Annotated in this window: 16 protein-coding genes; 13 read left to right on the top strand and 3 right to left on the bottom strand. The window is 58.4% G+C overall.

Features of this window, described 5'->3' with window-relative positions; translation table 11 throughout:
• Positions 1 to 153: 153 nt before the first annotated feature.
• From AB5Y82_RS17295 to gloA, 9 genes are all read left to right on the top strand, one after another.
• A complete protein-coding gene (locus AB5Y82_RS17295) occupies positions 154 to 3,297 on the top strand; it encodes a DUF3427 domain-containing protein (RefSeq protein ID WP_368170713.1) in 3,144 nt (1,047 codons plus the stop codon).
• Positions 3,298 to 3,478: 181 nt separating this feature from the next.
• Positions 3,479 to 4,060, top strand: a complete 582-nt coding sequence (gene rsxA / locus AB5Y82_RS17300) for an electron transport complex subunit RsxA (RefSeq protein ID WP_005337600.1) — start codon at positions 3,479 to 3,481, stop codon at positions 4,058 to 4,060.
• 2 nt (positions 4,061 to 4,062) lie between these two features.
• Positions 4,063 to 4,641 (top strand): electron transport complex subunit RsxB, encoded by a 579-nt coding sequence (gene rsxB, locus AB5Y82_RS17305; RefSeq protein WP_005350799.1) that lies wholly within the window; start codon positions 4,063 to 4,065, stop codon positions 4,639 to 4,641.
• Positions 4,642 to 4,655: 14 nt separating this feature from the next.
• Positions 4,656 to 7,358, top strand: coding sequence for an electron transport complex subunit RsxC (rsxC, locus tag AB5Y82_RS17310; protein WP_368174294.1), 2,703 nt, complete (start codon positions 4,656 to 4,658; stop codon positions 7,356 to 7,358).
• 11 nt (positions 7,359 to 7,369) lie between these two features.
• Positions 7,370 to 8,422 (top strand): electron transport complex subunit RsxD, encoded by a 1,053-nt coding sequence (rsxD, locus tag AB5Y82_RS17315; RefSeq protein WP_005337606.1) that lies wholly within the window; start codon positions 7,370 to 7,372, stop codon positions 8,420 to 8,422.
• A gap of 43 nt (positions 8,423 to 8,465) precedes the next feature.
• Positions 8,466 to 9,098 carry an electron transport complex subunit RsxG gene (gene rsxG, locus AB5Y82_RS17320; RefSeq protein WP_005359614.1) on the top strand — a complete coding sequence of 211 codons (633 nt, stop codon included), beginning with the start codon at positions 8,466 to 8,468 and terminating at the stop codon, positions 9,096 to 9,098.
• 24 nt (positions 9,099 to 9,122) lie between these two features.
• Positions 9,123 to 9,875, top strand: a complete 753-nt coding sequence (locus tag AB5Y82_RS17325; RefSeq protein WP_041202329.1) for an electron transport complex subunit E — start codon at positions 9,123 to 9,125, stop codon at positions 9,873 to 9,875.
• Between the two features lie 13 nt (positions 9,876 to 9,888).
• Complete coding sequence (nth, locus tag AB5Y82_RS17330) at positions 9,889 to 10,530, top strand: endonuclease III (RefSeq protein WP_213386978.1); 642 nt, start codon at positions 9,889 to 9,891, stop codon at positions 10,528 to 10,530.
• A 56-nt stretch (positions 10,531 to 10,586) separates the two neighbouring features.
• A complete protein-coding gene (gene gloA / locus AB5Y82_RS17335) occupies positions 10,587 to 11,000 on the top strand; it encodes a lactoylglutathione lyase (RefSeq protein ID WP_005337610.1) in 414 nt (137 codons plus the stop codon).
• An 86-nt stretch (positions 11,001 to 11,086) separates the two neighbouring features.
• Here the strand turns inward: gloA and AB5Y82_RS17340 are convergent, their stop codons facing one another.
• Positions 11,087 to 11,962, bottom strand: a complete 876-nt coding sequence (locus AB5Y82_RS17340) for an OmpA family protein (RefSeq protein WP_005337611.1) — start codon at positions 11,960 to 11,962, stop codon at positions 11,087 to 11,089.
• A gap of 265 nt (positions 11,963 to 12,227) precedes the next feature.
• Between AB5Y82_RS17340 and AB5Y82_RS17345 the strand changes: the two genes are divergently transcribed.
• The 4 genes from AB5Y82_RS17345 (at position 12,228) to AB5Y82_RS17360 (ending at position 15,859) form a co-directional block, all read left to right on the top strand.
• The gene (locus AB5Y82_RS17345) at positions 12,228 to 13,151 is read left to right on the top strand and encodes an autotransporter domain-containing protein (RefSeq protein WP_234887736.1); all 924 of its coding nucleotides are present in this window, start codon (positions 12,228 to 12,230) and stop codon (positions 13,149 to 13,151) included.
• A gap of 624 nt (positions 13,152 to 13,775) precedes the next feature.
• On the top strand, positions 13,776 to 14,315 hold the full coding sequence (locus AB5Y82_RS17350) for a hypothetical protein (protein WP_368174295.1): 540 nt from the start codon (positions 13,776 to 13,778) through the stop codon (positions 14,313 to 14,315).
• Positions 14,316 to 14,402: 87 nt separating this feature from the next.
• Positions 14,403 to 14,786: a hypothetical protein gene (locus AB5Y82_RS17355; RefSeq protein WP_042057732.1), complete on the top strand. Its 384-nt coding sequence runs from the start codon at positions 14,403 to 14,405 to the stop codon at positions 14,784 to 14,786.
• A gap of 200 nt (positions 14,787 to 14,986) precedes the next feature.
• On the top strand, positions 14,987 to 15,859 hold the full coding sequence (locus AB5Y82_RS17360) for an NERD domain-containing protein (RefSeq protein WP_368174296.1): 873 nt from the start codon (positions 14,987 to 14,989) through the stop codon (positions 15,857 to 15,859).
• A 65-nt stretch (positions 15,860 to 15,924) separates the two neighbouring features.
• Here the strand turns inward: AB5Y82_RS17360 and AB5Y82_RS17365 are convergent, their stop codons facing one another.
• Complete coding sequence (locus tag AB5Y82_RS17365; protein ID WP_368174297.1) at positions 15,925 to 17,076, bottom strand: DUF1615 domain-containing protein; 1,152 nt, start codon at positions 17,074 to 17,076, stop codon at positions 15,925 to 15,927.
• A gap of 301 nt (positions 17,077 to 17,377) precedes the next feature.
• Complete coding sequence (gene carB / locus AB5Y82_RS17370) at positions 17,378 to 20,602, bottom strand: carbamoyl-phosphate synthase large subunit (protein ID WP_368174298.1); 3,225 nt, start codon at positions 20,600 to 20,602, stop codon at positions 17,378 to 17,380.
• Positions 20,603 to 20,607 lie beyond the last annotated feature (5 nt).

The following is a 20,607-nucleotide window of genomic DNA, read 5'->3' on the forward strand; positions in this document are numbered from 1 at the left end:
CACCACCTCCCTGTGGTTGTCACTGTCGGGCTGTATCACGAAAACCGGAGCGATTTTCAAACGAGTAACAGACGACAACAGCTTACTGATTTGGTTGGAAAAAATGATACTCTTCTCGCCACCCTCATGTACAACGTTCAAGGCTAAAGTGCGATGCAACAATGCGGTATTTATGAACAGCTCATTACTCAACTGCTGACATCTCGACTCGACCGCGAGCACTTTTACGTGGGGGAACGCCAACTTGAGCCTGCCGAAGCGGCAGTTTGGTTATCCAGATTTCTGAGCCGGGTTTTGGAATATGCGGTTGGTTCGGTAACTGGAGAGGATCAGCTGCAACGGCAGATTGAGCTGGCTAACCAGTTATTGCTTTGGCTAAAGGATCGCACACAAGACCCAGACTTTATTAGCGAGAACCTCATCGATAGTCAGGGAAAAATTCTGACAGCGCTCTACCAGTTGGATAACCCCATTTCCGCCAATTTAAAGCAATATGCCGAGGATATTTTCCCTCTGACAGGTCTCACTCAGAGCGAACTGTTTTGTGGCAGCAATGCGGGTTTGTCGATGGAGTCGGAGATTAAACGGGAGATATTATCGGCAGATAGCATCTGCTGGCTGGTCTCATTTATCAAATGGGCAGGTATCCGGATTTTCCGTCATGAGCTGGAAGAGTTCACTCGCCGCGGCCACCAATTAAAAGTAATTACTACCTCTTATATGGGAGCGACCGATGCCAAGGCAGTTGAATTTTTAGCCAGCCTCCCAAATACCGAAGTCAAACTCAGCTATAACACCCAGCGCGAGCGGTTGCATGCCAAGAGCTATCTCTTTTGCCGAAATACCGGCTTTCATACCGGCTATATAGGTTCCTCCAATCTCTCTCACTCAGCCCTCACCAGCGGCTTGGAGTGGAACCTAAAAATCACCTCGCAAGAGATCCCTCATATTATCGAGAAATCCCTGAGTACCTTTGAAACCTATTGGGAATCCGATGATTTTGAGCTGTTTGATGGCAAGCTCGAAAGCCGTACAAAATTGCAGCATGCACTGCAAGAGGCCCGTGGGGATGGGGACAAAAATAGTCCTGCCTATTTCTTTGATATCACGCCGTTTCCCCATCAACTGGAAATCCTTGAACAATTGGCGATGGAGCGCGCTTTACACCAGCGCTTCCGTAACTTGGTGGTTGCGGCCACCGGTACAGGGAAAACCCTGATCTCCGCTTTTGATTTTGCGCGTTTTCTGAAAACCAAACCCGACGCCAAGTTCCTGTTTGTCGCCCACAAAGAGGAGATCTTGCGCCAAGCATTGGCCTCATACCGCGGAGTGCTTAAACAATCCAATTTTGGCGAACTCTTGGTCGGCGGCGCCGTGCCGACCCACTACCGTCAGCTATTTGCCTCGGTGCAATCCTTGAATAACCAGCTGGCTAATTTACGTCTTAGCCCAGATTATTTCGATTACATCGTCATTGATGAGGTTCACCATATTGCGGCGGCCAGTTATCGCGGTCTGCTCGCCGCCTTTGAACCTCACATTCTGTTGGGATTAACCGCAACGCCAGAGCGCCATGATGGCGGTGATATTCTTGCCGACTTTTGTGGTGTCATCGCAGCAGAGATCCGCTTGCCCGAGGCCATCAATCGTCGCCATCTCTGTCCGTTCCAATATTTTGGTATCGATGATGATACTGACTTGCGCCAAGTGGCTTGGAAAAATGGCCGTTATGACATCACTGAACTCACCAATATCTATACCCACAATCAGCAGCGGGTACAGAAAATAGTCCAGAGCCTCAATGAGATCGTCACCGATATTACCAAGATCAAAGCGCTGGCATTTTGTGTGAGCCGTGAACATGCCGACTTTATGTGCAAGGCCTTTTTATTGAAGGGCATCAAGGCTGACATCCTCACCAGCGATAATCGAGACGAGCGGCATAGTAAACAACAAGATTTGCGCACTGGGGTTATCAATATTCTCTGCGTGGTGGACATCTTCAACGAAGGGGTCGATATCCCGGAAGTCGATACCTTGCTGTTTTTACGACCAACGGAAAGCCTCACTATCTTCTTGCAGCAATTAGGGCGCGGCCTGCGGCTGGCGAGTGATAAAGAGTGCTGCACCGTGTTGGACTTTGTTGGCAATGCCCGTGCTGAGTATGACTTTGCCCAGAAATTCCGGGCACTGGTGGGTAAAACTAATAAAGCAATCAGCCACGAGATCAAACAGGGCTTCCCTCACGCCCCCTTGGGCTGCCGCATCGAACTCTCAAAACAGACCCAAGAGTTAATTCTGAGCAATATCAAGAAGGCGACTCTCAATACCTCGCGCCTTATGGGCCTGATCCGCCGTTTCTCACAGGATTGCGATTTACCTCTGACACTAGCGAACTTTTTGAAGTTCTACCCTCACATCAGCCTTGAGGAGATCTACAAGCGCGGCAATTGGAGCACCTTGGTCAAACAGGCCCGCAACCATACCATTTCTGAAATGAGCGATGAGAAGTTGTCGACTCTCTACACCCGGGCCATCAAAACCCGGCTATTGGGCTGCGATGCGCTCCATTACTTGAACTTCTTACAAACCTTGGTGGAAAGCGCCTTTACCTTAACGGCCGAGCACGATGCACGCATGGCCTTGATGTGCCACTACGACTTCTGGCAACAGAGCGGCCCCAACGCAGGCTTTAGCTCCTTGGCGCACAGCCTGAAACAACTCAATCAACCAGAGTTAAGGGCCGAGCTGGCAGATCTGTTACCCATGCTGATCAACCGGGTGCAGCACGAACAAAGCACCATGCCAAACCTTCCCGGTAATCCGCTGCAACTGCATGCTCGCTATGCCAGAGAGCAAGTGCTGGTTGGCTTTGGCGCGACCACCTTCGCGCAGCAACCCACGGCTCGCGAAGGGGTCTATGTCATCGCAGAGCAAAATATCGAGTTGCTGTTCGTTACCTTGAACAAAACGGAACAGCACTTCTCCCCCACTACCCGTTATCACGACTACGCCATCAACGAGTCGCTGTTTCATTGGCAGAGCCAAAACAGCGCTCGCCCAGAGCGGGGTAAGGGGCTGAGTTACATTAACCACAGAGCAGAAGGTAAGCGCTTGTTTTTGTTCGTCCGCGAGCAGAGCAAAGATGAATTTGGCCGTACCCTTGGCTTTGTGAACTTTGGTGAGGTGGAGTACGTATCCCACACTGGCAGCCAACCGATGAACATAAAATGGCGTCTCACTACTCCGATGCCGCCATTTATGTGGAAAGAAGCCGCCAAATTGGCTGTTGGTTAGTAAGGCTTCTCACCCGGTGGGGATATGGCGCAAAACCCACCGAATTCTCGCCCAAAACCCCGGCTAAATTATCCAGTTGCATAATAACCATGCGGCCTTGCGGTTGTTTAACTGGCCCTAACGTCAGATAATACCGCCCGCCTTCAAACCCGGATAACCCGACTTTCAGTGACGGTAATTGATGACTGAGTACCTGCTTTTATTGATCGGCACCGTGCTGGTTAACAACTTCGTGCTGGTGAAATTCCTCGGCCTCTGCCCCTTTATGGGGGTCTCCGGCAAGCTGGAAACCGCCATCGGCATGGGGCTGGCGACCACCTTCGTGATGACCCTCGCCAGTGCCAGCTCCTATCTGGTGGAGCACTATATCCTGCTGCCGCTGGATATCGCCTATCTGCGCACCCTCGCCTTTATTCTGGTGATCGCCGTGGTGGTGCAGTTTACCGAGATGGTGGTGCGCAAGAGCAGCCCGACCCTCTATCGCCTGCTGGGGATCTTCCTGCCCCTCATCACCACCAACTGTGCGGTGCTCGGGGTGGCGCTGCTCAGCATCAATGAGCGACACGACTTTATCCAGAGCGTGATCTACGGCTTTGGCGCCGCCACCGGCTTCTCGCTGGTGTTGATCCTGTTTGCCGCCATGCGCGAGCGTCTGGTCGCCGCCGATGTGCCCGCGCCGTTTCGCGGGGTGTCGATTGCCATGATCACCGCCGGTCTGATGTCGCTGGCCTTTATGGGCTTTACCGGCCTTATCAAGATATAACCATGATCCATATTCTCTTTGCCATTCTGGTGCTCACCCTGCTGGCGCTGGCGTTCGGGATTATCCTGGGCTTTGCCGCCGTCAAGTTTCATGTGGAAGCAGACCCCATCGTCGATCAGCTCGATGCCCTGCTGCCCCAGACCCAGTGTGGCCAGTGCGGCTATCCCGGCTGCAAACCCTACGCCGAGGCGCTCGCCAACGGCGATCAGATCAACAAGTGCGTACCCGGTGGCGAGGCCACCATGCGCAAGATTGCCGATCTGATGGGGGTCGAGCCCCAACCGCTGGGGGGCAGTGACGAGGCCGCAGTGCCGGTCAAGAAGGTCGCCTTTATCCACGAAGATCAGTGCATCGGCTGCACCAAGTGCATTCAGGCCTGCCCGGTGGACGCCATCGTCGGCGCCACCAAGGCGATGCATACCGTGATTGCCAACGAGTGCACCGGTTGCGATCTCTGTGTCGATCCCTGCCCGACCGACTGCATCGAGATGATCCCGGTGCCCACTACGGTCGATAACTGGAAGTGGGATCTCAATAACGTGCATGTTCCGGGCAAGATTCCGGTCAAGATAGTGGAATAAACAGCGGAGCAACCATGCATTCCTTACTCGAACGTATCAAAGCCGGCACGCTCTGGGACTTTCACGGTGGCATTCACCCCGCCGACAACAAGCTGCAATCAAGCCAGAGCCCGGTGGTAGACGCCGGTCTGCCGCCACGCCTCATTATTCCGTTGCGCCAGCACGCAGGCCCCGCCGGCGATCTGCTGGTGCAGGTGGGCGACAAGGTCAAAAAAGGGCAGCCGCTGACCCGTTATGCCAAGGGGCGGGTCGTCCCTGTCCATGCCTCCACCTCCGGCACCATCACCGAGATTGGCAACCACACGGTTGCCCACCCCTCCGGACTCGGCGATCTCTGCGTCATTCTCACCCCGGATGGGGAGGATGAGTGGGGCGAGCGCAATGGCAAAGCCGATTACTGGAATCTGGAGCGGGGCGAGCTGCTCGAGCGCATCCAACAGGCAGGGGTAGCGGGCCTTGGCGGCGCCGTGTTCCCGACCCACAGCAAACTCGACGGCCGCGGCCAGCTCACCGAGATCCTGATCGTCAACGGGCTGGAGTGCGAACCCTATATCACCACCGATGATCGGCTGATGCAGCAATACGCCGACGAGATCATGGATGGCATCCGGGTGCTCAAGCACCTGCTCAAGCCCAAGCTGACCCTGATCGGGGTGGAAGACAACAAGCCCGAGGCAATCGAGCAGCTGACCCGCCATGCCACAGATGAGGATGTGCTGGTCAAGACGGTGCCGACCAAGTACCCCTCGGGCGGTGCCAAGCAGACCATTGAGCTGCTGACCGGCCGTCAGGTACCCAAGGGGGGCCGCGCGGTCGATATCGGCATCATGGTGCTCAACGTCGCCACCGTGTTTGCCATCAAGCGCGCCATTATCGACGGCGAGCCGCTGATCGAGCGGATCGTCACCCTCACCGGCGACAGCTTCAAAAAACCCGGCAACGCCTGGGTGCGCCTGGGTACGCCGGTGCGCTGGCTGTTGCAGCGTTTCGAGCTGCAACCGGAAGCGGAGCAGCGGGTGATCATGGGTGGCCCCATGATGGGCTTTACCCTGCCCCACGCCATGGTGCCTGTGGTCAAGGCCACCAACTGCCTGCTGGCGCCGACGCAGGCCGAACTGCCTGCCCCCGGCCCGGAGCAACCCTGCATCCGTTGCAGCGCCTGCGCCGATGCCTGCCCGGCAACCCTGCTGCCGCAAGAGCTCTACTGGTACAGCCGGGCCAAGGAGTATGACAAGGCCGAAAAGCTCAACCTGATGGACTGCATCGAGTGCGGCGCCTGCGCCTGGGTCTGCCCAAGCGAGATCCCGCTGGTGCAGTACTACAAGATCGCCAAAGACGACATTCGCGAAGCCCGCGCCGAGGCCGAAAAAGCCGAGCGCGCCAAGCAGCGTTTCGAGGCCAAGCAGGCCCGTTTCGAGCGGGAGAAAGCGGCCCGTGAAGCGCGCCATGCCGAAGCCGCCGCCCAGCGCCGTCAGACCATGACGGCCGCAGGCGGGGAAGATCCGGTGGCAGCCGCCTTGGCCCGTATCAAGGCCAAGCAGGATGCCCCCATCACTGCCATTGCCGCCACCGCCGAGGGCTTGCCTGACAACAGCGCGGTGATTGCCGCCCGCGAAGCCCGCAAACGGGAAGCGGAGGCGCGCCGCGCCGCCAAGCTGGCGGAGAGCGCAAACAGTGACACTGCCGCTGCGGCGCAACCCGCCGAGGCGGTTGACCCCGCCAGCGATCCCAAGAAAGCGGCCATCGCTGCCGCACTGGCCCGCGCCAAGGCCAAGAAAGCCGCTCAGGCTGGCGATAGCGCCGAGCCTGTGACTGCCGAAGCCGTTGCTGCCCCTGCGGTAGTAGATGTTGATCAGCAAAAGGCAGAGGTTGATCCGAAAAAGGCGGCGATTGCCGCCGCCATCGCCCGAGCCAAGGCCAAAAAGGCCGAGGCGAATGGTGAACCGGTAAGCGCAGCCAACGGCACGGCAGCCGAGGTCAACACGCAAAATGATGCCCCTGTCGATCCCAAGAAAGCCGCAATTGCTGCCGCTATCGCCCGGGCCAAAGCCAAAAAGGCGGCCCTGCAGGGTGACAGCGCTGAAGGCGATCTGACTGCAAACGCAGGCACCAGCGAATCCGCTGCAACCCAAAGCGATGCGCCATCTGCGGCCAGCGAAGCGGTTGATCCCAAGAAAGCCGCTATCGCTGCTGCCATTGCCCGCGCCAAGGCCAAAAAGCTGGCCCAGCAGGGCGAAAGTGCCGGTGTTGAGGATGCGAAGAGTGAGCCTACTGCCAGCGCGGAGACCCGCGACGTGGCGCTAGCCAAGAGCGAAGTAACCACCAGCCAAAGCGATACGACTGCAAGTGAAGCGGTCGATCCCAAGAAGGCAGCTATCGCCGCTGCCATCGCCAAAAAACTGGCCCAGCAGAGCGCAAGTACCGGTGCTGAGGTAGAGAATGCCGGTGCTGAGGTAGAAAGTGCCGGAGCTGAGGGTGAGCGCGCACCGGCCGAGCCGATGCAAAGCGATGCAGCCAGCAGTGAGCAACCACTTGCTGTCACTGCCGTGCCTGAAGCGAACGCCCCTGCAGCTGATGCCCCGGTTGATCCGAAAAAAGCGGCCATTGCAGCCGCGGTGGCCCGCGCCAAGGCGAAGAAGCTGGCGGCCGAGGCGGCCAGAGCCGCAGAGACCGCCGCTGAAGATGCCCCGTCAGCCGACCGAACAACCACAAGGTAATCGACAGACTCATGTTCAATATTGCGACTGCGCCGTTTGCCCATAACCGCAAACAGACCCGAACCCTGATGCTGCTGGTGATCCTGGCCTGCGTGCCGGGCTTGCTGGCCCAGACCTGGTTCTTCGGCTGGGGCTCCTTTATCCAGATCCTGCTGGCGCTGGTCACTGCGCTGCTGTGCGAGGCGCTGGTGCTCAAGCTCCGTGGCCGAGCCATCAAGCCTGCCCTGATGGATGGCAGTGCGGCGCTCACCGCCGTGCTGATCGGTCTCTCCCTGCCGCCACTGCTGCCGTGGTGGATGCTGGTGGTGGGCACGGCCTTTGCCATCATTGTCGCCAAACACCTTTACGGCGGACTGGGCCAGAACCTGTTCAACCCGGCCATGGTCGCCTATGTGCTGCTGCTGGTCTCCTTCCCGGTGCAGATGACCAGCTGGCTGCCGCCGGAGAGCGTGCGCGCCTACAGCCTCGGCTTTGGTGATGCGGCGTCGGTCATCTTCACCGGCTTTAGCCTCGACGGCTACAGCATGGCCCAGCTCAAGCAGGGGGTGGATGGCCTCACCATGGCGACCCCCCTCGATACCCTGAAAACCGGCCTGACTCAGGGACTCACCACAGGCGAGATCCTGAGCGGCCCGCTGTTTGAGGGCTGGGGCGGTATCGGCTGGAGCTGGGTCAACCTCGGCTACCTGCTGGGCGGCCTGTTCCTGCTGCAACAGAAGGTGATCAACTGGCGCATTCCCACCGCCATTCTCGGTGCCCTGCTGGCGGCCTCCACCATCGGCTATCTGGTAAGCCCGGATGCGACTGCCACGCCCATGTTCCATCTCTTTAGCGGCGCGACTATGCTGGGGGCCTTCTTTATCGCCACCGATCCGGTCAGCGCCTGCACCACGCCGCGTGGCCGACTGGTCTATGGCGTGCTGATCGGGGTGCTGGTCTACATCATTCGCCGCTTTGGCGGCTATCCGGATGCGTTCGCCTTCGCCGTGCTGCTGGCCAATCTCTGCGTACCCTTTATTGACAGCCTGACTCGCCCGAAAGTGTATGGAGCCCGTCGCCAATGATGTTTCTGCCCTTTTCCCCCATCACAGCTGACGGAGCCCGGACATGTTAAAGAGCATGCGCAAGAACGGCCTTATTCTGGCCATGTTCGCGCTCGGCTGTACCGCGCTGGTGGTACTGACCAACGAGCTGACCAAGGATAAAATCGCCCACCAGCAGCAGCTGGAGAAACAGCAGACCCTCTCGGTATTGCTGCCGGAGGGGAGCTATGACAACGATCTGGTGGCCAGCTGCAAGCAGGTGACCAGCAGGAAGTATCTGGGCAGCGATCAACCGCAAGCCCTCTATACCGCCAGCAAGAATGGCGTGGTGACCGGCTATGCGCTGGAGGCGATCGCGCCGGATGGTTACAGCGGGGCGATCCGCATCGTGGCGGGTTTTGATGCCAAGGGCACCATCACCGCCGTGCGCGTGCTCGCTCACAACGAGACCCCGGGTCTCGGTGACAAGATAGAGCTGAAGAAATCGGACTGGATCAACAGCTTTGCCGGAAAATTCCTGACCCATGATAACGAGCCCCAGTGGGCGGTGAAGAAGGATGGCGGCGAGTTCGATGCCTTTACCGGCGCCACCATCACCCCGCGAGCCGTGGTCAAGGCGGTGAAGAACCTGCTGAAACTGCAGCAGGAGCAACCCGAACTGCTCAGCAACGCCCCGGCTTGTCCGGCAGCGAACTAACGGAGTCGAGCCATCATGAACCAGATGGAACAGATTGAAACGGGCGCAGCCCCGATTGCCGAGCTGGAAAGCCGCAAGGGCGAGCTCAAGGAGCTGATGAGTCAGGGGTTGTGGAAGAACAACCCCTCGCTGGTGCAGGTGCTGGGGCTCTGCCCTACCCTCGCCGTCTCCTCCACCTTTACCAATGCGCTGGGGCTGGGCCTTGCCACCATGGCGGTGCTGGTCTGCTCCAACCTCGCCGTCTCGCTGGTGCGCAACTGGGTGCCGAAGGATATTCGCATTCCGGTCTATGTGATGATCATCGCCTCGCTGGTGACCAGCGTGCAGCTGCTGATGAACGCCTACACCTATGGCCTCTATCAGGCGCTCGGCATCTTTATCGCCCTCATCGTCACCAACTGCGTCATCATCGGCCGCGCCGAGGCCTATGCCTCCAAGAACCCGCCGCTGCTGGCGGCCCTCGACGGCCTGATGATGGGCCTTGGCTTTACCCTGGTGCTGCTGGTACTGGGCGGCATGCGCGAGATCATCGGCATGGGCACCCTGTTTGATGGCGCCGAGCTGCTGCTGGGCGAGTGGGCCAAATCCCTGCGCATCGAGCTGTTCCACGCCGATGCCAGCCTGTTGCTGGCGATTTTGCCGCCGGGCGGCTTTATCGGGTTGGGACTGTTGATCGCAGCCAAGAACGCCATCAACGACTGGCGGGACCGCAAACAGGCCGCTACCGTGGCCCACTGCAACGTTGCCCCGGCCCGCGTCCGGGCGACCGAGCTATGATCGGAAGCAAGGCATGAACAACCAGAAACGCAGAGAGATCCTCGAGCGACTGAGGGAAAACAATCCCCACCCCACCACAGAGCTCAACTTCAACTCGCCATTCGAGCTGTTGATCGCCGTGCTGCTCTCGGCGCAGGCAACCGATGTCAGCGTCAACAAGGCGACCGACAAGCTCTATCCGGTGGCCAACACCCCGCAGGCGATGCTGGATCTCGGGGTGGACGGGCTCAAGGAGTACATCAAGACCATTGGCCTCTTCAACACCAAGGCCGAGAACGTCATCAAGACCTGCGCCATCTTGCTGGAGCGCCACGGCGGCGAGGTACCGGAGAACCGCGAAGCGCTGGAAGCCCTGCCGGGAGTCGGCCGCAAGACCGCCAACGTGGTACTCAACACCGCCTTTGGCTGGCCCACCATCGCCGTCGATACCCATATCTTCCGGGTCTCGAACCGTACCGGTTTTGCGGTGGGCAAGAACGTGGATCAGGTGGAGGAGAAGCTGCTCAAGGTAGTGCCCGCCGAGTTCAAGCTGGATGTCCACCACTGGCTTATCCTGCACGGACGTTACACCTGTCTGGCTCGCAAGCCCCGTTGTGGTTCCTGTATCATCGAGGACTTGTGCGAGTACAAAGAGAAGGTCTATCCCGACAACTGATAGCCTCGCAACCGAGATTGAAAGCAGTACACATCACCAACCCGGAGAACTGAGCAATGAGAATTCTGCATACCATGCTGCGTGTCGGCGATCTGCAACGCTCCATCGACTTCTACACCCGTGTCCTTGGCATGAAGCTGCTGCGCAAGAGCGAGAACAGCGAGTACAAGTACACCCTGGCCTTCGTGGGCTACGGTGACGAGAAGGATGAAGCGGTGATCGAGCTGACCTACAACTGGGGGGTGAGCGAGTACGAACTGGGCTCAGCCTATGGCCACATCGCGCTGGAAGCAGACGACATCTATGCCACCTGCGAAGCGCTGCGCGCCGCCGGTGCCAAGATCACCCGCGAGCCGGGCCCGGTTAAAGGCGGCACCACCGTGATCGCCTTCGTCGAAGATCCGGACGGTTACAAGATTGAACTGATCGCCAAGAAAGATGCCGGTACTGGCCTCGGTGACAGCTTCTAAGCTGCCCTAATCTCACGGCCTAATGGCAGGATCAAAAAAGAGCGCAGATGCGCTCTTTTTTATGCTTCTCTGACCGGGCCGCAAAGCTAGATCTCGCCATTGCGCCCCATGCTGATCACCACCCGCCGGTTCTTGGCACGTCCCTGTTCGGTTTCGTTGGAGGCAACGTGCTGCTTCTCACCATGCCCCTCCACCGAGATCTTGCCGGGATCGATCCCCAGATCGACAAACACCTTCTTGATGGCATCGGCCCGCTTCTCGGAGAGTTTCAGGTTCGGCCAGCGGCCGCCATAGCTATCGCTGTAAGCATCGATCACCACTACGTCGATACTCTTGTCCGCCTTGATAAACTCGCTGATCATCGCCAGCCGCCGCTTGGAGGGGATGGAGAGCTGATCGCTGTTTTTGTCGTAGGTGAGCACGCTAAAGGCGATGTCATTGAAGCTGTAGGGCAACAGCCCGCTCAGACAGTCGATAAAGGCCTGATATTTCACCCGAAAGTTGACTGACGAGAGGGACACTCGCACCGCGCGGTTCTGGCGATACCAGTCCCGATACTGAAAAGTGGGCATCCGCCCCCCCTCCAGCTCGTCGAGCATGGTCCAGGCGGTTTGCCCCTCCACCAGCCCATCGAACTGCTGATAGAAGCGCAGTTGACTCACTTCTCGCCCGGCGATGCCCGGGCGCCATACCGGTGGCATGATGCCAAGGCTCACCGTCTGGGTCTGGGCCTGCGGCCGCTTGCCCTTGAGCTCGAAGTCGAGGTTGATCTTGCGCCCGGCACGGCTGACAAAGGCCCCCGTTCCCCAGTTGGGGATCGGGTGCTCGAGGCGACACTCAATCTGGGTATCGGAGGTCAAACGCCAGACGGATTGATCCAGACCGGCACCAAATTCGGTGACCCCAGCCTGTAACTGCATACTCACGGATATGCTGACCAACCCCAACACCCAAGCGTTCAATTGCTTGCCCTCCACACGATCTCACAAGAGATATCGGCGGCAAGAGGCCAAGCTTTAGCGACAAACTGCAAAGACGTGCCGTTGGTGTGGCAAAGGCTTGCCCCTCAGCGGCAACCGACCGCAAGCGGCGCCTATTCCCCCCTCTTAGCTCCGTGCCAACCGGCGGGAAGCTCGCTACAGTAAAGCCAGGGCAATCAGACGCCGCTTATCGGGAACCACACTCATGCACCGCTCTTGCTTCTCTTTATTGCAGATGTTGTTGCCAATGCTGCTGGCGCTATCCGGCAGCGCCGTCAAGGCCGCAACACAGGATCAGGAGTGGGCACAGGAGCGCGCCAATGCGGTGCTCTCGCTGATGACCTTCACCGTGGTGCCTGACATCACCGCCAGCAACCTCGATATCGGCAGCGGCACCAATCAATCTGCCGCCCTCAACATGACCCAGATCGGTGGCGGCGCAACCATGAGCGAAGCCGTGCCCATCTATCTGGAAGGGGCGATCGGCTTTAGCCGCTACGATCCCCAGTTTGTGGTGAGCAACGGCACCGAGAGCCGCACCCTCCCGACCAAGTGGAACAGCCTGACCGCTTCAGGCGGGATCGGCTGGGATATCGCCCTCCATGAAGACCCGCGCGGTGGCCACTGGGTGCTGCGCCCCATCGCCAACGTCTCGCTCGGTACCATGGCCAGCGATCTGCGGATCGGCAACTGGCTGCTGGAGCGCACCAAGGGCTACTCGCTGGATTTTCTCGATGGTGGACAGCTCAATATGTACGGACTGGGCGGCTCGCTGATGCTCGACTACGAGCTCTTTTCAAAGGCGCAGGATATCGATATCGAAGTGCGCTACTCCTACCAGCACCTGCAGAGCTTTGGTGGTACCTCGACCAGCGTCCGTGGTCACGCCGAGGCGGAGAACCTCGGTCTCTATCTGCGCCGCCGGGCCCCGCTATTCCACTGGACCCTGCTCGACAGACCGGTGCGCTATGTACTGGAGGGGGCCCATACCGCATATCTGGGGGAGCAGCGGGGGTTGCTTGGCTTTGACTCCCTCAACTCTATCGGCGCCGGTCTGGAGCTGGACAGCAGCAAATACGACATCATAGTCACCCGTACCCGGCTGGTTGCCCGCTATATGTTCAGCCACAACACCAGCGGTTATTCCATCGGGTTGGCCATGAGTTTCTGAGTCGTTATTTTTACCTGCCAAGAGTGGGCAATCCTCAGGGAAAGCACAGTAACACTCCGGATAATTATGCCCGTATTGATGGAGAATTTATTGATCTGCCCCCTTTCATATTTCTCACTACCCAGTCATATCAGGTAAAAATATCTTCCTGCTGACAGGCTAATTTCCCCCCTCGCACACCGAATATTGGAGTTTTTGTCTGTGTATTTACGGTGCGCAATGGCTCAGTGGCCCTGTGATGTCGCCAGCCTGCGCCCGCTTGCAACAGGAAAAATACCAAACGCCCGACATCACTGACCGATGGCCAACCTTATCGATGCCCATAAGGAACCAACCCGGAGATCCCCCATCATTTGCACAGTGACTTGAACAGCACCTAACCCATTGTTTTAAATGATTTATGTTTTTTCATATTTTATGAATCCAATTAATCCTGTTTTATTTTACTTACATCACCCGACTGCTAAATTTGGCGTCATCCCGGCAGGACGAGGCGCACTGAAACGACTGACTGCGGGCTACCGATAACAGGTGTGCAATGGGCACAGAAATAACGTTAAGGCATAGCAACCGTTATTTTGACGACATCACACTTGCTGATCCTTGTTGATTTGAGGTTATCTGATGAAAAAAACGCTGCTTGCTCTCTCTGTATTGGTCATGACCGGAACCGCATATGCAGGGGTGCCTGATTTATCCGCTAGCTGTCCTGGACATATTAATCTTCGCATCGAAGATGGCACGGCTTATATCAATAACCAGCAAATTCCACTTAAAAAAGTGAATTCAAATTTCTACGAGGCGAGCAAGGGGCGCACCACCCTCTCCATGGTGAAAAATGGCGACTGGGGCATCACCTATTTTGTCAAAAATGGCGACAGCGGCGCCTGCCAGCTCAATGACGATGAGAACGATGACGACGGCGATGATGAGAACGCCAGCAGCAGTGCCTACAACGGCAGCACTGCGCAAACCAAGGTTGCCGAGAACGCCTGCATGAACGCCGTTGCCAGAAAAGCGGGCGTCAGCCGCAGCAAACTGACCCTCGACTATGTGGCCGACTCCCAGGCGGGGATGATGATTGATATCAAGGGGCCCCATGACCGGCTCTGGCACTGCCTCACCGACGCCCGCGGCCATATTTCTGGCATCAATCAGGACTGATTTCGAGCCATGGCTCAACGGGGCCCACACCGACCGTGGGGGCTCCACCCCTTATCCATTGCAATTATTTGATACAGGTAAATGAAGATGAAATCCAAACAGACTCTGCTCAATGTCGCCCTCGGTTGCCTGCTGGCGGTCGGTATCTCCGGCTGTGCCGTGGCCAAAACCCATCACGGCCACAAGACCCATGCCCAAGCGCACGCTCAGGAAGGGGCCGTGCAGTATGGCGACGAGAGCCCGTGGGCTGGCAACTATAAAGCAGTCACTGACGATGGCCGCACTGTGGCTGAAATTCACGTCGATACCACAGGGGAGACCTATATCGATGGCAATCAGGTCAAACCAAGCCACAGCGGCAGCGACTACCTGAAATTCAAGCAGGAGACCATCACTTACACCCTGCGCAAAAGCGGCGCCAGCTGGAAAGACAGCGATGCCGGCACCAACGGCCGCATCCTGTTCGATTGATAATCCCGACACCAGCCTTGCCAGACACCAAGCCCCGCCAAGGGGCTTTTTTGCACCTGCGATTTACCATCAACCACAGCCCGCCCCGAAAAATCCAGCCTTGTCACAGAGTTAGTGCAATCTGTCACATATTCCTTTTGATGAAATTGTTAGGATGGCTCAATTCGGCACCTCATCGCCCCGTTCCAAAGCGAGTTGAAATGGACTTCACACCCGTTTTTGCTGTTCTGCTAGGCCAGCTCTGGTATCTGCTGCCCCTGTTGTTGATTGCCACCCTGATCAAAACGCCTTGGTTCAAAGGGATGGTTGGAGAGGCATTTATCAACTTGGGCATCCGGCTCTTTCTCGACAGACAGGAGTACCACCTGCTCAAGAACGTGACCCTGCCGACCCCGCAGGGCACTACCCAGATCGATCATGTGATCGTCTCTCGCTTCGGGCTATTTGTGATCGAGACCAAGAACATCAAGGGGTGGATATTTGGTAATCCAGCCCACAAAAGCTGGACACAGCAGCTCTATCGCCGCAGACATACCTTTCAAAATCCCCTGCGCCAAAACTATCTGCACCTGATGACGCTCAAATCCTTGCTGGGTCTTGCTGATCATCAGCTCCATTCGATTATCTACTTTATTGGCGACTGCACTTTTAAAACCCCCATGCCGGATAACGTGATGAACCGTGGGCTTATTCGCTATATCAAGAGTAAAACCACGCAGGTGTTGACCCCTGCCGAAGTCACCAGAGTGATCGACACAATCCAGCGGGGACGACTGGCCGCCAATTGGCAGACCCATAAACAGCATGTGGCGCAGTTGAAAGCACGTCACAGCGAGGTTCCCCGCCCGCCTTTATCCGTAGCTGCAATGCCTGTGGTCAATCAGGTGGTGAACGCCGCGCCAACCATCACCGAATCGCTCACCCAAGCAAATCCACTATGCCCCAGATGCGGCAACCCGATGGTATTGCGTACCGCCAAACGGGGGGATAACCGAGGCAATCGGTTTTGGGGATGCAGTGGATACCCAAAATGCAGATTCATTGTAAATCTCACAGGGAACAGCAAGGCATGAACTGCCACACAAGGGGAAACTCACTCTGACATCAAGGGCGGCCAATTGGCCGCCCTTGATGTTTCTTAGCGAATCGTCGCCATCTGCCGCACGCAGCGTTGCTCTCTGTCATCCACCCGCTTGGCAAACCAGGCGGTGGTAAGGTTTCGGGTGATTTTCGGGCTCTTTAGCTGAATGCCGGGCAGGATGGCGCGGGGCAGTCGCTTGCCCGCTTGCTTGTCGGCCAGGGTAAAGATGCGATGGTAGAGATCGGTCTCGGCAAATTCGGCGGTATCCCCTTTGCGCAGGCTCTGGTGGATCGCTTGCTTGCTCATATTGACCCGGTTGGCGAGGGTGTAGACGGCCAGTTCGGTATTGCCCGGCAGATCCGAGTCATAGCGGATCAGATCCCCGTCCAGCGCCAGAGTTTTGCCACTCAAACGGCTGACGGCAGCTTGAAAAGCGGCATTGCGACTGGCGTACCAGCCGGCGTTGAAATCGGCAAAGCGGTAGAGGGTATCCGGGTAGTCGGCGGGATAACCGAAGATATGTTTGGTGCCAAACCAGATGCCGCCGCGACGGGTAAAGACTTCGTGGCGGATGGAGTCCTTGATTGGATAGGGGTAACCACGGGCGTTGGCCTCGGCAAAGGCGATGCTCACCTGCATCGGGCCACCGGTATGCACCGGGTTGAGGTTGCCAAACAGCGTCTTGCCCATCGGCAGCATGCTGATCATATCTTCGAAGATTTCACTCATCTCCCGTTCGGTACGCAACTTGTCGATGCGCTCGGCATAGCTCTTGCCTGTGGGCGAGTTGATGGAGAGCGCGGCCCGCACCATAAATTCGGGGATCAGCAGCTTGGCTGCCCGTGAGTTGATCTCTTTCCAGGCGATCTTGCCAAGGCCCGGCACCACGGGGTCGGCCTGATAAGTGGCTTCCTGCTCCGCCACCGCCAGCACGCTACAGACGTTGTGATCATTCACCGTCACCCCCTGGGTGGTGAGCGCCGTCACCACGTCATTGGCCCATCCCTGTTTGTCCGGCACCTGACGGGGCAAGAAGCGCACGATGCGGCTCTTCATATCCGCCGGTTTGCGCGGCTGCATGGCAGGGGGCGTTTTGGGGTTGCTCACGCTCGCCTCTTTGGTGGGCGCGGAGGCGGGATCACTGGCACAACCAGCCAGCAACAAGGCAGAGCAGAAGGCAAAAAGACGACAGGAAGGCAAAGCGGTCATAAGCATGTCCATTTTTTGTTGGCCCTACAGGCAGCGCCGCTGGCACTGCACTGACAAGCAAAGTAGGGCCATTGTAGAGGATTGCTTGCTGCAGTTGAAACCCGCGCTCGCAGCATCCCCTCCCCTTGCCAGCTTTTGCCACCCCACACGCCATCCGTTGTCTGCGATGCGGAACTCATGACCTTCCTCAATGGCTCACCCGGCCCAAGCCGGACGGTGAGCGACAGATAAAAAGAAACCCCCGCCATCGCTGGCGGGGGTTGGTCGTCTGGCAAGTCGGGCTGATGCCCGCTGCAAACTCTTAGCGGTTTTTCACCTTCTGGTGCAGCTCCTGCACCGAGTTGACATTGGCGGTGGCATCCACGCTGATGGCCATGCAGGTGGCAAACGCCTCATTCATGGTGGTGGTATACGCCACTTTGTTCTGCAAGGCGGCGCGACGCAGCTGCTTGGAGTCCTGGATCGCCACCCGCCCTTCGGCTGTGTTGACGATGTAGGTGTACTCGCCATTCTTGATGCGGTCGAGAATGTGCGGGCGACCTTCGTGCACCTTGTTGACCAGGCGCGGGTTGATGCTCGCCTCACCCAGCGCGACCGCGGTGCCGTGAGTGGCATCCAGCTCGTAGCCCAGCTCCAGCAGCTTGGCAGCCAAGTCAACCACCTGCGCCTTGTCGCTGTGACGCACTGACAAGAGGGCTCGACCCTCTTTCGGTACGGCGTGGTTGGCACCCAGCTGCGCCTTGGCATAGGCCTCGGCAAAGCTGCTGCCCACCCCCATAACCTCACCGGTAGAGCGCATCTCTGGCCCCAGCAGCGGGTCAACCCCCGGGAACTTGGCAAACGGCAGTACCACCTCTTTCACCGAGTAGTAGGGCGGGATTATCTCTTTGGTAAAGCCCTGTTCTTGCAGCGACTGGCCGGCCATCACACGAGCGGCAATCTTGGCCAGCGGGGCACCGGTCGCCTTGGAGACGAACGGCACGGTACGGGCGGCACGCGGGTTCACCTCGATGAGGTAGATGTCATCGCCCTTGACCGCGAACTGCACGTTCATCAGACCGATAACGCCGAGCTCCAGCGCCAGCTTGCGCACCTGCTCGCGGATTTCGTCCTGAATTTTCTTGGACAAGGTATAGGGAGGCAGGGAGCAACCGGAGTCACCGGAGTGGATACCGGCCTGCTCGATGTGCTCCATGATGCCGCCGATGACCACGTCGGTGCCGTCGCAGATGGCATCTACATCCAGCTCGGTCGCATCGTCCAGGAAGCGATCCAGCAGTACCGGCGATTCGTTGGAGACGCTCACCGCCTCGGCGAAGTAGCGACGCAGATCCTGCTCGTCATAGACGATTTCCATGGCGCGGCCACCCAGCACGTAGGAGGGGCGAACCACCAGCGGGTAGGTAATGCGCTCGGCCAGCAGCACGGCCTGCTCCAGCGCGGTGACGGTGCCGTTTTCCGGCTGCTTGAGGCCGAGGCGCTCGACGGCAGACTGGAAGCGCTCGCGGTCTTCGGCGCGGTCGATGGCATCCGGACTGGTACCGATGATCGGCACGCCATTGGCTTCCAGTGCACGGGCCAGTTTCAGCGGGGTCTGGCCACCGTACTGGACAATCACGCCCTTGGGTTTTTCGATGCGGACGATTTCCAGCACATCTTCCAGGGTCACCGGCTCGAAGTAGAGACGATCCGAGGTGTCGTAATCGGTGGAGACGGTCTCCGGGTTGCAGTTGACCATGATGGTCTCGTAACCGTCTTCGCGCAGGGCCAGCGCTGCGTGCACGCAGCAGTAGTCGAACTCGATACCCTGACCAATACGGTTCGGGCCGCCGCCGATGATCATGACCTTCTCGCGGTTGCTCGGGGCCGCCTCGCACTCCTCGTCATAGCTGGAGTACATGTAGGCGGTGTTGGTGGCGAACTCGGCGGCGCAGGTATCGACCCGCTTGTAGACCGGGAAGATGTTGTGGCGGGCGCGCAGTTTGCGCACTTCCCCTTCGGCCACGCCGAGGATCTTGGCCAGACGGGCATCGGCAAAGCCTTTGCGCTTGAGGGCGCGCAGGAAGTCGGCATCTAGACCGGCCATGCCGCGCTCTTTCACCTCTTCTTCCAGCTTCACCAGATCTTCAATCTGTACCAGGAACCAGGGGTCAATCTTGGTCAGCTTGAAGATGCCATCCATGGAGAGACCGGCGCGGAATGCATCGGCGATGTAGAAGATACGGTCGCTACCGGCATCCTGCAGCTCGTGACGGATGCGGGTCAGGGAGTCCGGGGCATTGAGGTCAACCATGGGGTCAAAGCCGGTTTTGCCAGTTTCGAGGCTGCGCAGCGCCTTGTGCAGGGACTCCTGGAAGTTGCGGCCGATGGCCATCACTTCACCGACCGACTTCATCTGGGTAGTCAGACGGTCGTTGGCACCGGCAAATTTTTCGAAGTTGAAGCGCGGCACCTTGGTGACCACGTAGTCGATGGCCGGCTCGAAGGAGGCCGGAGTGCGACCGCCGGTGATGTCGTTCATCAGCTCGTCGAGGGTGTAACCGATGGCGAGCTTGGCAGCGATCTTGGCAATGGGGAAACCGGTCGCCTTGGAGGCCAGCGCAGAGGAGCGCGACACCCGCGGGTTCATCTCGATGATGACCATGCGGCCATCTTTCGGGTTGATACCGAACTGGACGTTGGAGCCGCCGGTCTCGACGCCGATCTCGCGCAGTACCGCCATGGAGGCGTTACGCATCAGCTGGTACTCCTTGTCGGTCAGCGTCTGGGCTGGCGCGACCGTGATGGAGTCACCGGTGTGGATACCCATGGGGTCGAAGTTTTCGATGGCGCAGACGATGATGCAGTTGTCGTTGCGATCCCGCACCACCTCCATCTCGTACTCTTTCCAGCCGATCAGCGACTCATCGATGAGCAGCTCTTTGGTCGGCGACAAGTCCAGACCGCGCTCGCAGATCTCGACGAACTCTTCGGTGTTGTAGGCGATGCCGCCACCCGAGCCACCCATGGTAAAGGAGGGGCGGATGATGCAGGGGAACCCGACCATCTGCTGCACGCCCCACGCCTCTTCCATATTGTGGGCGATGCCGGCACGCGGGCACTCCAGACCAATGCTGCGCATCGCCTTGTCAAAACGGGAGCGGTCTTCGGCCTTGTCGATGGCGTCGGCGGTGGCACCGATCATCTCGACACCGAACTCGGCCAGCACGCCATGCTTCTCCAGCGCCAGTGCGCAGTTGAGCGCAGTCTGGCCGCCCATGGTGGGCAGGATGGCGTCCGGGCGCTCTTTCTTGATGATTTCGCGCACCACTTCCCAGGTGATGGGCTCGATGTAGGTGGCGTCTGCCATCTCCGGGTCGGTCATGATGGTGGCCGGGTTGGAGTTGACCAGAATGACGCGGTAGCCCTCCTCGCGCAGGGCTTTGCACGCCTGGGCGCCGGAGTAGTCAAATTCGCAGGCTTGGCCGATGACGATGGGGCCGGCGCCGAGGATCAGGATGCTCTGAAGGTCATTACGTTTTGGCATGAAAC

Origin of the sequence: Aeromonas sp. s13 (assembly GCF_040907905.1) — a bacterium.
Taxonomy (GTDB): domain Bacteria; phylum Pseudomonadota; class Gammaproteobacteria; order Enterobacterales; family Aeromonadaceae; genus Aeromonas; species Aeromonas veronii.

Excerpts from the sequence above, each read along its gene's own strand:
- gloA (WP_005337610.1), top strand. The coding sequence starts at position 10,587 with ATGAGAATTCTGCATACCATGCTGCGTGTCGGCGATCTGCAACGCTCC.
- rsxA (WP_005337600.1), top strand. The coding sequence starts at position 3,479 with ATGACTGAGTACCTGCTTTTATTGATCGGCACCGTGCTGGTTAACAAC.
- AB5Y82_RS17295 (WP_368170713.1), top strand. The coding sequence starts at position 154 with ATGCAACAATGCGGTATTTATGAACAGCTCATTACTCAACTGCTGACA.
- carB (WP_368174298.1), bottom strand. The coding sequence starts at position 20,602 with ATGCCAAAACGTAATGACCTTCAGAGCATCCTGATCCTCGGCGCCGGC.
- nth (WP_213386978.1), top strand. The coding sequence starts at position 9,889 with ATGAACAACCAGAAACGCAGAGAGATCCTCGAGCGACTGAGGGAAAAC.
- rsxC (WP_368174294.1), top strand. The coding sequence starts at position 4,656 with ATGCATTCCTTACTCGAACGTATCAAAGCCGGCACGCTCTGGGACTTT.
- AB5Y82_RS17345 (WP_234887736.1), top strand. The coding sequence starts at position 12,228 with ATGCTGCTGGCGCTATCCGGCAGCGCCGTCAAGGCCGCAACACAGGAT.
- AB5Y82_RS17360 (WP_368174296.1), top strand. The coding sequence starts at position 14,987 with ATGGACTTCACACCCGTTTTTGCTGTTCTGCTAGGCCAGCTCTGGTAT.
- rsxG (WP_005359614.1), top strand. The coding sequence starts at position 8,466 with ATGTTAAAGAGCATGCGCAAGAACGGCCTTATTCTGGCCATGTTCGCG.
- rsxD (WP_005337606.1), top strand. The coding sequence starts at position 7,370 with ATGTTCAATATTGCGACTGCGCCGTTTGCCCATAACCGCAAACAGACC.
- AB5Y82_RS17350 (WP_368174295.1), top strand. The coding sequence starts at position 13,776 with ATGAAAAAAACGCTGCTTGCTCTCTCTGTATTGGTCATGACCGGAACC.
- AB5Y82_RS17355 (WP_042057732.1), top strand. The coding sequence starts at position 14,403 with ATGAAATCCAAACAGACTCTGCTCAATGTCGCCCTCGGTTGCCTGCTG.
- AB5Y82_RS17325 (WP_041202329.1), top strand. The coding sequence starts at position 9,123 with ATGGAACAGATTGAAACGGGCGCAGCCCCGATTGCCGAGCTGGAAAGC.
- rsxB (WP_005350799.1), top strand. The coding sequence starts at position 4,063 with ATGATCCATATTCTCTTTGCCATTCTGGTGCTCACCCTGCTGGCGCTG.
- AB5Y82_RS17365 (WP_368174297.1), bottom strand. The coding sequence starts at position 17,076 with ATGACCGCTTTGCCTTCCTGTCGTCTTTTTGCCTTCTGCTCTGCCTTG.